The organism is Prolixibacter denitrificans, from assembly GCF_003014495.1.
In the GTDB taxonomy this organism is placed as follows: Bacteria; Bacteroidota; Bacteroidia; order Bacteroidales; family Prolixibacteraceae; genus Prolixibacter; species Prolixibacter denitrificans.
Genome location: NZ_PYGC01000021.1, coordinates 1 through 11,725, shown reverse-complemented (window position 1 = coordinate 11,725; position 11,725 = coordinate 1). Strand labels below are relative to the sequence as shown.

Annotated in this window: 14 protein-coding genes; 6 read left to right on the top strand and 8 right to left on the bottom strand. The window is 42.2% G+C overall.

The annotated features are described in order from the left end of the window. Nucleotides 1–139: 139 nt before the first annotated feature. The 5 genes from CLV93_RS19800 to CLV93_RS19780 all read right to left on the bottom strand — a co-directional run bounded on the left by CLV93_RS19800 (nt 140) and on the right by CLV93_RS19780 (nt 3,487). Nucleotides 140–700: an isochorismatase family protein gene (locus CLV93_RS19800; protein ID WP_106543970.1), complete on the bottom strand. Its 561-nt coding sequence runs from the start codon at nt 698–700 to the stop codon at nt 140–142. Between the two features lie 244 nt (nt 701–944). After that, nucleotides 945–1,187, bottom strand: coding sequence for a hypothetical protein (locus CLV93_RS19795; RefSeq protein WP_211297927.1), 243 nt, complete (start codon nt 1,185–1,187; stop codon nt 945–947). 38 nt (nt 1,188–1,225) lie between these two features. Then, entirely contained in the window at nt 1,226–1,591 is a 366-nt protein-coding gene (locus CLV93_RS19790) for an RDD family protein (protein WP_106543969.1), read from the bottom strand. An 885-nt stretch (nt 1,592–2,476) separates the two neighbouring features. After that, nucleotides 2,477–3,211, bottom strand: a complete 735-nt coding sequence (locus tag CLV93_RS19785) for an energy transducer TonB (protein ID WP_170109012.1) — start codon at nt 3,209–3,211, stop codon at nt 2,477–2,479. A gap of 51 nt (nt 3,212–3,262) precedes the next feature. After that, nucleotides 3,263–3,487, bottom strand: coding sequence for a hypothetical protein (locus tag CLV93_RS19780; protein WP_106543967.1), 225 nt, complete (start codon nt 3,485–3,487; stop codon nt 3,263–3,265). Between the two features lie 338 nt (nt 3,488–3,825). Between CLV93_RS19780 and CLV93_RS19775 the strand changes: the two genes are divergently transcribed. The 3 genes from CLV93_RS19775 to CLV93_RS19765 all read left to right on the top strand — a co-directional run bounded on the left by CLV93_RS19775 (nt 3,826) and on the right by CLV93_RS19765 (nt 5,199). Next, nucleotides 3,826–4,236, top strand: coding sequence for a hypothetical protein (locus CLV93_RS19775; RefSeq protein WP_106543966.1), 411 nt, complete (start codon nt 3,826–3,828; stop codon nt 4,234–4,236). A 368-nt stretch (nt 4,237–4,604) separates the two neighbouring features. Continuing rightward, complete coding sequence (locus CLV93_RS19770; RefSeq protein ID WP_106543965.1) at nt 4,605–4,904, top strand: type II toxin-antitoxin system RelE/ParE family toxin; 300 nt, start codon at nt 4,605–4,607, stop codon at nt 4,902–4,904. Between the two features lie 4 nt (nt 4,905–4,908). Next, nucleotides 4,909–5,199 (top strand): addiction module antidote protein, encoded by a 291-nt coding sequence (locus CLV93_RS19765; RefSeq protein WP_106543964.1) that lies wholly within the window; start codon nt 4,909–4,911, stop codon nt 5,197–5,199. A 314-nt stretch (nt 5,200–5,513) separates the two neighbouring features. On the opposite strand, the gene CLV93_RS19760 is transcribed toward CLV93_RS19765, so the two are convergent. Together CLV93_RS19760 and CLV93_RS19755 are read right to left on the bottom strand one after the other, a co-directional pair. Next, nucleotides 5,514–5,957 carry a hypothetical protein gene (locus CLV93_RS19760; RefSeq protein WP_106543963.1) on the bottom strand — a complete coding sequence of 148 codons (444 nt, stop codon included), beginning with the start codon at nt 5,955–5,957 and terminating at the stop codon, nt 5,514–5,516. A 20-nt stretch (nt 5,958–5,977) separates the two neighbouring features. Next, a complete protein-coding gene (locus CLV93_RS19755) occupies nt 5,978–6,163 on the bottom strand; it encodes a hypothetical protein (RefSeq protein ID WP_106543962.1) in 186 nt (61 codons plus the stop codon). 133 nt (nt 6,164–6,296) lie between these two features. Here CLV93_RS19755 and CLV93_RS19750 point away from each other — a divergent pair, with 133 nt between their 5' ends. The 3 genes from CLV93_RS19750 to CLV93_RS19740 all read left to right on the top strand — a co-directional run bounded on the left by CLV93_RS19750 (nt 6,297) and on the right by CLV93_RS19740 (nt 10,170). Continuing rightward, entirely contained in the window at nt 6,297–7,343 is a 1,047-nt protein-coding gene (locus CLV93_RS19750) for a DNA cytosine methyltransferase (RefSeq protein ID WP_106543961.1), read from the top strand. Between the two features lies 1 nt (nt 7,344). After that, nucleotides 7,345–9,249, top strand: a complete 1,905-nt coding sequence (locus CLV93_RS19745; protein ID WP_106543960.1) for an ATP-binding protein — start codon at nt 7,345–7,347, stop codon at nt 9,247–9,249. 87 nt (nt 9,250–9,336) lie between these two features. Then, entirely contained in the window at nt 9,337–10,170 is an 834-nt protein-coding gene (locus CLV93_RS19740; RefSeq protein WP_106543959.1) for a protein NO VEIN domain-containing protein, read from the top strand. On the opposite strand, the gene CLV93_RS19735 is transcribed toward CLV93_RS19740, so the two are convergent. Continuing rightward, nucleotides 10,148–10,564, bottom strand: a complete 417-nt coding sequence (locus CLV93_RS19735) for a very short patch repair endonuclease (RefSeq protein WP_106543971.1) — start codon at nt 10,562–10,564, stop codon at nt 10,148–10,150. The two genes, CLV93_RS19740 and CLV93_RS19735, sit on opposite strands and share 23 nt — an antisense overlap. Nucleotides 10,565–11,725 lie beyond the last annotated feature (1,161 nt).

The window sequence follows — 11,725 nt, the reverse complement described above, 5'->3', positions numbered from 1 at the left end:
CAACACACATTTCTGTCCAACAACAAGTATGAAAATATTGAATTAAACTAAGTCAATAATTAACAAAACCGGTCAACCATATTCAGGGAGCCACAACCTGTAACCTGTAACCTGTAACCTGTAACCTGAAACCCGTCTCTTACTTCAGTTTATTCAGAATATCCGCAGTAGTGCCCGATTCTCCCATGCGCGGGAAAATGTATTGAAGACTGTTATGGTGCGCTTCCAAAACCCGGTCGGTCATGGCATCGGTGGCAAAGCTGACGTTGTAGCCCAACTCGGCTGCTGCACGAGCCGTTCCTTCTACGCCGATGCTGGTTGACACACCTCCCAGAACGATACCGGTGACGTTGCGTTTTTGCAATTCGTTATGAAGTTCTGTTTCGAAAAAGGCATTCCAGGTATGTTTGGTGACGAAAATGTCATCCGGCCGGGTAGGAACCTCATCAGCGATTTCGGTGAAGTCATCCGGTTTCTTCGAGGCTGGCATCTGAGCATCCTTCCGGGAACGGGTCCACGCTGCGCCACCTGGGTTTATATTGACAATTACGACCGGCAATCCGGCATTGTGAAAACCATCGACCAGGGCCGCCGCATTTTTCAATACATCCTCCAGCGGGTGCGCTTTATCACCGGCCAGTATTCCTTTTTGCAAATCAATCAGCACAAGGGCTGTTTGTTGATCCAATTCTGTAATCATGTGATGTGTGTTTGTGTTTCTGTGTTACTCAAACAGCGGTTGATGGCGGGATGTTCTATAGAATTGACTGTCGGTTCTGCTGAATATGATTTAGTTCCTGGTTAACAGCTCATAGGCCGTTTATTCAGTGAGTAGATTGTGTACCGGGGGAAGACGGGTTGGTGAGAAGTGATAAAAAGAGGGGGAAAGTTATCAAGCCAGGCCAGATTACCAAAGCAATCTGCACCTGGTCTCTCAAAATCGATTATTTTCCGTTGTTGTCACAAGGCTTGTAAATAGCTCCTGTAGCAAAGTCAACAATAGCTCCTGGCCAGAAAAGGAGGATGTCAGCAACTAAAGCTACTGCACGTACCGGTCTTGTGGGTTCACCCGGTGCTGGTTTGGTTCGTTGACATTGCGATACGGCACCACCGAAAACAGTAGCGCAACTCGACAGGGTAGCAGCAATTAGCAACATCCCGATTACATTGACAATTTTTCTTTTCATAATGATTTTAATTGAATTAGTATTGAGCACGACGCAACCTACAATTTGGTTATCGTCGTTTTGGAAATATAGTCGTGCAATCCTCTGAAAGAAAAAAGGTAGGATAGGATATCAATCGGAATGAAGCGCATGATAGTCCGACCTAAAATCTGTAGCAGATAAAAGAACGTGTTTTTTGTTTCCGCCAGCGACGAAACTTTGGAATTGGTAATGAACTTGGCCGGAGTACGTCCCGCCAGCAGTTCGAACAGGAAGTAGTAAAAGAAATAGGCTAACACCGATATCCACTTCACATCCTCCCGTGGAATGCTTTCTTTGAACAGCAGGATAAATGCCAGGATGAGAATAAGATAAATAATAGTGTCGAGCAGGAAATTTACCAATCGTAATTTTTTTCCGGTCATGGTTTTGTCGTGTTAAATAATTCCGGTTAGTTATGATATCTCGATCTAAAATATTAGTTATTGTTAAACGTCCCAAAAATTCAGCCGACTTATTTCCGGGTATATGACAATTTGGTCCCGATTCCAACCGGTATATTTTTCCGTTTATCCCGCAGATCGAACCATTCACCACACAAAATCGACCGTTCACGGAAGATTTTGGTCTTTTTCAGTTGTTACTAATTTTTTTGTCTAACCGGACTAAAACGATAGATGCCTGACGAGTTTCAGGTTAGGCTTCGCTGTTCCTGTTGTTTCTGTGGTTTCTATGGTTCAGCTTCGATGGAGGACTTCTTTGTGTCCGTTGTGTAAACCTTAGCGTCCCTTGTGGTAAGTTTTAACCGCAAAGTGCGCAAAGAAAGCACAAAGTACACTATTCTCTTTGTGGTAACCAAAGGTGTTCTTCGCGGTAAAAGAAAAATGAATAAACTCCACGCAAAAACCGCAAATAGCTGACCACCCGTGATACCGATTCGTCTGTGTACATCCGTGAATTTAATCTGTGATTATCTGTGGAATATATGGTCGGTAAAAATGAGGAAAGCCCCATGGCGGTGGGGCTTTTTGTTAAGAGAGGTTGATGGTATTTGTATCCAGGTTTGGGAATCAATCCCTGAATCTACCATAGTCAAACTGGTGTATCAGTAGCATGTCATACCATTTCATTACACACAGTTTCACTTTTTTTTATGTCTTCGTGAAATTTTTTTCTCCCGGGGTGGGAGTGGGTCATCTGTCTGGTAACTTTCCTTCGTAAAAATACGGCGAACAATGGTCAGGGTTTCACTCTTTCCCGGACAAAATGCCGCCTTTTTTCAACAAAATCGGGTGCAAAACACCAACGCGCTATCGAGTGCTCGACTGTGTATCCTTGTCGGAGGCAAACGACGCCAGGGGCTCCTGGTTCATGAACCTTTTCAGCTTCCGGACATCTTTCATGGCCTGACTGCGCTGGTACAGGTGCCGGCTGCAGGTAATCCGCATCGGGTAAGCATCCAGGTTGTACGGATTGCGCCGGATCGCCTCGTCCAGCAGGTTCAGCGCCAGCGCGTAGTCCGACGCCTCCATGGCTACCTGCATGCGGTGGGCCAGCTTGCCGTCGGAAAGAATGTGATGAGTCGACGTTTCCGGCGCCCCTGATGCCGTGATGCTCAGTGGTGCCATAATATTCGGTCCGCTGATGTCGGGGGAGTAAAACGGGTGATGAGCCAGCTGAAACCGCAGCTGGATATAAAAAGTTTCTGTGTCGTAGTTCGGTTGCATTTTGCGCCAGCGGCCGTCTGTTCCGCGCAGCACTCTTGTCACTTCGTTGTCGATGGGATCGCCCAGCGAGTTGACGATGGTAATAGCGGCCACCCGTCCGTTTGGGGTAACCGTCACCGCTGCAATCGACAGGCCCATGCGTCCCCGTACAACAGCCTCGGCCGGGTAAGTGGTCGTTTCGCCCAGGTACAGCCGTAGCTGATCTTTACCGCCTGTAAAACGCTCATTGAGGTTTGGCAGCGAACCGGAGTGCCTTGCCGGACTTCCGTTCTGTGCTCCCGCCTGAACCGATATCAGGAGGGAGAGCCCAAGCATCATATTTTTTATCATTTTGTTGGAAAGATTAAAGGTCGTTACAGAGGCTGGCCGCTATTTGCTCTTCAGCCGGAAGACCAGGTAAACCAGGCCCAGCAGTAAAGAAAGCTTAAGCATGTATTTCAACATCACGTGTGTGGAATGCCCCAGCTGGTAGCCCACATCGTATGCCGTCATGTTGTGTTGGAAAGGGGAGAGGTCAATCAATGTGAATATGATTGACAGGAAGACGATTGTCACGATGACAAGGACGAGGTCAAGAACTTTACTTTTTGTCATGGCGTCAGTTTTTGTTCAACGTATGGTGTGTCCCGTTGCCGGCCGCCACTGCTGCCTGCTCCCGGATGCACCGGTTATGTTGCTTCTACGTGGTCGTAAGCAAATAACTTACGTTCTATCTGTTCCCTGGTCAAAAGAAACATCATGCCCAATGTACCCATAATGTTTGGTTTGAGCAAATGAGGGCCGGCTGGTATTTCGCACCGCAACAAACACGGGCGTTCGCTGCCGGGACATCGCGCGGTGTCCCGCAACCTTTTGGCAACCATATTCATCTGGTAAGAGAAGTTCAAAAAACAGGAAGTTTGAACCGAATGTAAACCAACCCTAATTTTAAGATGATGAAAAAAACAATGTTTCTGGTAATCGGTATTTTTATACTGAGTTCGTGTAAAGACAATGAAAACCCGATTGGAAAGTGGGATGACATTATTAAACTCTCGACAAAGAGTGTGGAGTTGACGGCGCAGGCAGACTCTGTGACCATCAACACACAAGGAGACTGGTGGTGGGTCGACGGAATTTCGTTTCAGGACAGCACCTATAGTTATTACAATAGGACAGACATCAACCTCGAGTCGGATGCCTATACCATAACGGAAGATGATTTTACCGTAGAGCGACGGGATAAAAACACCTTGTTCGTCCGGTTAAAAGAAAACAACACCGGAGCCGAACGAACAATGCTCATTGGCCTCGAAGCCGGAGACTATTTCGATCACGTGAACATTCAACAGGCGGGTAATTGATTTGCCCACACCCCGTCAGTGGTCGCCAGACCCTGACGGTGGTCAAAAATACAGCCGCCGCCCTGACAGAGTTCCGAACCCTGTCAGGGTTTTTGTTGCATCGCCAAAGTCCACTGTCGGGGTCTCCGACCACCAACAGGGATTCGCCCCACACCCCGTCAGAGGTTGCCAAACCCTGACGGTGGTATCTGAACCAGCCGCTGACCTGTCAGCGTGCAACGCACCTGACAGCCCCGTTAATCTGAACCTCTCCCGTCACTTCCCATACAAATTATGGAGCAACTAAAAATGGTGTCGCAAATTCACAAAGCCTTTTTTGATTCGAAAAGATTATCTAATTTTGTATCCAAGTGAATACATATTAACAAATGTACTTTATTGAAAAAACAGTTGAGTTTGACAAGTGGCTGCGAAAATTGAAAGATTTAAGAGCTAAAGCCAAAATTTTGTTCCGAATTCAAAAAATTGAGAATGACGGGCACTTTGGAGATTGCAAACCAGTTGGAGAAGGAATTCGTGAATTAAGAATCAATTATGCCAAAGGATATCGGGTTTATTTTAACGAAAAAGATGGAAAAATAGTTATTCTGCTTATTGGCGGAGACAAATCTACTCAACAAAAAGACATTGAAAAGGCAAAAGAGATTTTAAGAAAATTAAAAAAGTAGAGATATGAAAGCTTCAAAATTTGACATAGCAGATTATTTAGACAGTAACGAAATGATTGCGGAGTATCTCAACACGGTACTGGAAGAAGGAGATAATTCTGATGTGATTGCTGCAATTGGCCATGTTGCAAAAGCAATAGGGATGACAAAAATTGCAGAGGAAACCGGGCTCAGCAGACCGAGTTTGTATAAAGCTTTGTCTGACGGAGCAAAGCCTCAATTTGACACCATTATGAAAGTTTTAAAAGCAATAGGAGGCCAAATAAAAATAAATCCGATAGGCGGTGCTGCTTAATATTTTATAGACTCTGCTTTCATTGACGTAAAAACAAAAGCGCACCACAACATTTTTATTTAACATCGGGATTTTTCTGGTTCCGAACCCTGCCAGGGTTTTTGTTGCAGTACCGAAAACCACTGTCGGGGTCGCCGACCACCAACAGGGATTTGCCCCTCACCCCGTCAGTGGTTGTTAAACCCTGACGGTGGTACACCAACCGCCGACCTGTCAGCGTGCAACGCACCTACCAGCGTCCTCACCGAAACACTAACAACTTCAATAGTCAAAAAAAGAGAGGCTCACAGGCCTCTCTATCCATTCGGTTGTATTTATTTTCGTGCGGTTCTCTTTCTCAGAAGCAGATAGGCAAAGGCCAGCGTACCGAGCATGTTGAACATGTGCCTGAAAATAATTCCGGTAGAGCTACCCATGGCATACCCGGCATCATAAGCCGACATGTGGCTGGTAAAAGTGGGCGAATCAAGCAGTGCAAAGATGATGGATAAAAAGAAAACCGTCAGGATTAGCAGGACAAAATTGGTTAGTCTGCTTTTCGTCAGATTAATAAAAATCAGGTAAGCAGCCGCCAGTGCAATCGTCATTCTTAACGTGTGCTTGAGAAAAATACCGGTGGAATGTCCCATCGCATACCCGGCATCATAAGCCGTCATGTTACCGGTAAAAGTCGACGAATCAAATAGCGCAAAAATGACGGATAGAAAGAAAATGGTAACCAATAGCAGGAAGAGATTGGTCAAATTACTTTTTGTCATGGTGTGATAATTTATTGGTTTTACATGTGGTCGCCCGGACGGAAATCCTGGAGATTTTCTACCGCCGGAATAACCGGATTGATTGTCTTTTGATGGTCGTGATACTCAATCTTATAGTGATTGAAGTGCTCCCGGGTTCCCGAAAGCGTCCCCAATGTATAAATTTTGGTTTTGGGGAGCAAATGAGGAGACTTGAAATAAGGCAATTGTGTTTTTCTGTTTTGAAAAATGAGAAACTATAGATCATAATTATTTACTAATTTTGTATGCCTTGTTGGGACCACGGCCCAATAATTTGCTTACTTTTGATCAGTATGCATAATTTATTTTCGTGTATAGATGGGCAGTAATAACCAAACGTTAAAAGCTTTAGATTTTTTTTGTTCAATAGGTGGTGTTAGCCTGGGGTTTAAGCAGGCAGGAATCGAAGTTTTAGGTGGCATTGATATTGATGAATCCTGTAAGGAAACCTACGAAAGAAATATTGATTCTAAGTTCTTATGCGAAGATGTTTCCCAATTGAATTTTGAAAAGGTCAGTGAGTACTTCGAAATTCAGAAAAATCAGGATGATTTAATCTTAGTGGGATGCAGTCCCTGTCAGTATTATTCCAATATTAAAACAGACAAAACGAAGTCGTGTAAAACACGTCTTTTATTGGCCGACTTTCAGGAATTTGTTGAATATTACAGACCCGGATATGTTTTTATTGAAAACGTTCCCGGACTTGATTCAAAACCGGAAAGTCCGCTTGGGCAGTTTAAAGCTTTTTTAAAAAAGAATAAATATGTCTTTACAGATGATGTATTGAATGCAAAATATTTTGGGGTTCCGCAAAACAGACGCCGTTATATTTTAATCGCATCGCGAGTAAAGAAAGCCAAAATCGAATTACCAAAGGAAGACAGGAAAAATATTGTTACAGTCAAAGACGCTATAGGAGACTATGGTAAATTTCCTCCGATTAAACATGGTGCAGTGGATAAATCTGCTTTTTCACATACCTCGGCAAAACTGTCACCAATCAATTTAAAAAGAATTAAAAGCACACCTCGTGATGGTGGAGGAAGACTCGATTGGAAGAATAAAAAATTACAACCAGCCTGTTATGCGAATCATGATGGACATACTGACGTTTATGGTCGTATGAGTTGGAATAAACCTTCTCCTACAATAACAACCCGTTTTGTCAGTTACTCAAATGGACGTTATGGGCATCCGGAACAGGATAGAGCGATTTCATTGCGTGAAGGAGCTACTCTGCAAAGTTTTCCGGAAGACTTTATATTTTACTCTGAGAGTCGAGGAGCAATTGCCAGAATGATTGGGAATGCTGTTCCTCCACTTTTGGCGAAGAAAATAGGACTTACTTTATTAGATATATAACATGAATAGCGGAACAGAAACACTTGAAATGAAATTCGATCCTAGAACAATCGAGCATCTAGGAATCCAAATGTATTCGACTTTACCTCCAGTTTTAGCAGAGTTGGTTAGCAATGCTTATGATGCTGAGGCCAATAATGTGAAAATTCACCTATTTGATGATGGTGAAAAGAAAATTATAGTTGAAGATGACGGACACGGAATGTCGTTTCAAGAAATAAATAGTAAGTTCTTACTGATAGGAAGAAATAGAAGAGTTGCGGGGGAATCTCAAAAGAGTGAAAATGGAAAACGGTTTGTGATTGGTAAAAAGGGGCTAGGTAAACTTGCTTTTTTTGGGATTGCAGAGCATATTAGAGTTGAGACAATAAAAAATTTTAAGCGTTCAATATTTGAAATGGATTGGGGTAAGATTAGGCAAATTATTGAACCTAATAATCCGTATTCGCCTGATTTAATTGTGAAGGAAGAAAAGTGTGATATTGAACAGGGGACGAAATTTATTTTAACGCAGATAAAGCGAAAATCCGAATTCTCACCAGAACACTTAGCTAGGAGTCTTGCTAAAAGTTTTCAGATTTTTGATGAAGCGGATTTCAATGTGAAGATATATCATAATAGTGAGGTTGAGAATATTGTTGTTAAAAATGAATTAAAGTATACAAATATAAATATTGCTTTTGAGTGGAATCTTCCAAAGGACAAAGCCCTAGTAACTAAAGACTATTTATTTGCCGATCTTATTACTGGAAAGATTATTTCAGCAAAGGATACGGTTTCCTCTGATATGAGGGGAGTAGCTTTATTTTCTAGAGGTAAGCTCGTGAATAATTATAATTTTTTAGATGTAAAATCTACTAGTCATGGTTATTCTTATATTACTGGTTGGTTAAATGTTGATTTCATAGAGGAATTTGAGCGAGACGTAATTTCGACTAATAGACAATCATTAAATTGGGAACTTGAAGAAACATCAGAGTTGAAGTTATACCTGGAATCTGTTTATAGAGCTTTTTTCAATGCACAAAAAGAGGAGAAGAAATTGCAGAAAGTTAAAGAGGTAAAAAAGGTAACCGGTATCGAATTGGAGCTGTGGTTATCTGGCTTGCCAAAGCATGAAGCGATTCTTGCGAGAAAGATATCCGATTCCATTTTAAATGCAGAGGGAATCAACATTGAAAAGGCTGGAGAGTTAATTAAATACACAAAGGATTCCTTTCAGTTTGAGGCATTTAAAGAGTTAGTTGCTGAATTGGAAAGCGTAGATATTGAAAATTCAAGTGTCTTACTTAGTATCTTTCGGGAGTGGGAAATTATTGAAACAAAAGAAATGGCGAAATTGGCAACAGGTCGTATTCAGACAATTAAGACGTTTGAACGGCTTATTGACGAAAATGCATTAGAAGTTAAAGAAATACATCCTTTTTTTGAAAAGTTTCCTTGGATTCTAGATCCTAGAATTAATATGTTTAGGCATGAGGTTCAATATGTCAAATTGTTAAAAGAAAATTATAAGGAGGAGGACCTCGAAGAAAAGAATAGAAGAATAGATTTTCTTTGTACCTCTGTTTCAAATCATCGATTTGTTATCGAAATCAAAAGGCCCAATCATAGAATAACTAGAAAAGATATTGACCAAGCCAAAGACTATAGAAGTTTTATTGAAGAAAGATGTGAGAATTCCCCACAATCGCCTAGTAGGGTAGTTGCCTATATTGTTGGTGGCTACATAGGAAGTGATGATAGGTTGACAAGAGATGAAGTCGAGTCAATGCGCCAAACGGACAAAGTTTATGTCAAAACATTTAGCCAATTGTTGACTGATGCTCAGAATTATCATAAGGAGTTTTTGGAAAAATATGAGAAACTAACAGAGCAGAATGTTCGTCAAGTAGCATTGCAGTGATAGAAACAGTATGGTTTATAGTTTTTAGGGGTTCTCGATGTAAAAGGACAGAGCTATTTTAGAAGAATAATAATATTAATTTTTGCTATGTCTGAGTCTTGGTCTGTCATTGAAGTAGAGCTTACTGTCGCTGATTATTTTAAAATGTTAGTGGCTGAACTCAATGGTATAGCCTACAATAAGTCAGCTTATCGTCGTGCATTATTATCATTTTTGGATCAGCGCACAGAATCGGCTGTAGAAAAAAAACGTCAGAATATCAGCGCTGCATTGGTAAAGCTTGGTCAGCCATACATAAAAGGTTACTTACCTCTCTTCAATTATCAGCAATTGGTGGAAGAGAAAGTGGTTGAGTATTTAAAGGATAAACCGGAGCTTGAACTGTTGTTTCGCAGTTTTGCCAATAAGGAAATTCAACAACGAGGGCAAACGAATTTTGAGAAATTACTGGAAGCGGCTCCTGAACCGGAAAAAGTCCACGAACCACAAACTCCTTATATCCGTAAGCCGATAAAAGTGAATTATCTGGAACAGGAACAGAAAAATCACAGCCTTGGCATGCATGGAGAGGAGTTGGTGATGGATTGGGAAAAATGGAACTTGAAGAAAGAAGGCAAAAGCAGATATGCTGATGAGGTTCGTTGGGTGTCCCGTGAGGAAGGAGATGGCCTGGGTTATGATATTCTTTCAAAAGACCTTGCCGGTAAAGACAAATTCATCGAAGTAAAGACTACGAAACTCAGTAAGAAAACTCCTATTTATTTTAGTAAGAATGAACTGGATTTCTCAGTTTCCAATAAGGAGAAGTTCTATTTGTACCGGCTTTTCAATTTCGAGAAGAGCCCCAAAATGTTTATTCGTCAGGGGGCACTGAATCAGGCTTGTTTGGCAGAACCTATTAACTACAGAGGATATTTTTAAGGTAATTCAGGGTCTCCTGAAGTCGTTTGGGTTTTAGTTCGCAAGTCCAAATAGTAATCACCTTCCACCCGGCCACCTGCAAAGCCATTTCCGCTTCCTTGTCGCGTTTCTGGGTGTCTTTGATTTTTTGCAGCCACCATTCGGTGCGGGTTTTGGGAAGGACAAAATAACGGCAGCCTTTGTGTCCGTGCCAGAAGCAGCCGTTAATAAAGATGACCGTTTTGTATTTGGGTAATACAATGTCCGGCTTGCCCGGCAGGCTTTTCACATTCAGCCGGTACCGAAAGCCATTGGCAAACAGGAAGCGCCGGACCAGCATTTCGGGTTTCGTATTTTTCCCTTTAATGCGGCTCATGTTATAGCTCCGGGTTGCTTTGTCGTGTACATCGGCCATACTCAAAAGTAGGAATAACCTTAAGAAATTGTCTGTTTCTTGTGTTTTAAAAGAAGAACATCCCTGTGTCCAATCGAGATAACGATGTGTTTTGAAAAAACCCTCATGTTCAAACAGCGAATACGAAAAGATTTTTAAGAAACAGGCGGCTGTTTTTAAAAGAATGGTCATGGTAAAAAGAGGAACAGCCTTGGTTTTTAAAAAGAAAGAGGCAGTGAACCGGAGAACGGTTGTATGGGGGGAAAAGACAGCCACGGTTGAGAGAAGATAAATAGGTGTGAAAACAGGAACAGCCATCTGCGGAATAGAAACAAGCAACGTAAGATTGGAAGTAAGTACCTGTTAAACGGAAACAGCTATCTGCAGAATGGAAACAAGCATCGGGCAAGTGGAAGTACCGACCTGTTGAATGGAAATAAGCAACGTAAAATTGGAAGTAGGCACCTGTTAAAAGGAAACAGATATCCGCAGAATGAAAACAGGCGCATGTGAAACAGAAACAAGCATCGGGCAATCAGAAACAGCCTGCTGTTGCCTGGAAATAGACTGACACAGTTCATTGAATAGACCCCTTCAGCTGTGGAGCACACCTGCTTTTGTCCGGAGCGCTGCCGGAAAACCGCGGAGAGCACATCCTTTTCCCCGGAGCGATGCCTCAAATATGTTGAGCATACATACTTTTTCGCGCAGCAGTGGTCAAAACATGTTAAGCATACATACTTTTCTTCGCAGCGATGGCTAAAACATGTTAAGCATACATACTTTTTCACACGGGGCTGACCTACCCTAAAATAGCTTGACAGATTTATACTTAATTGGTGAGTCCGGTTGCTTGTTATTTCGTAACAACTGGATTCCAAATATACTTCTTTTTATCTTCCTGCCCGGTCCGTCGTTTGTAAGAGTAAAACCTGAAAACAGAGTTCAGATTGTTTCTAAACCCTGAAGTAGCCGGAAACTCTCCCTGTTATTCCTGTTCTCTCATCACAGGTTTTCTCTTACACCGGGTTCGTTCGACAGATTTTTATGTATCACCTGATTCACGCTTCAACGGATAGGAACGCTGTTTCCAGTGTTTCTTTAATGTTCCGGTTTGCTTATGTGCATCAGTGGGGAACATCATGTCCACACTACGATGCGGCCGTTTATGATTGTATTTGT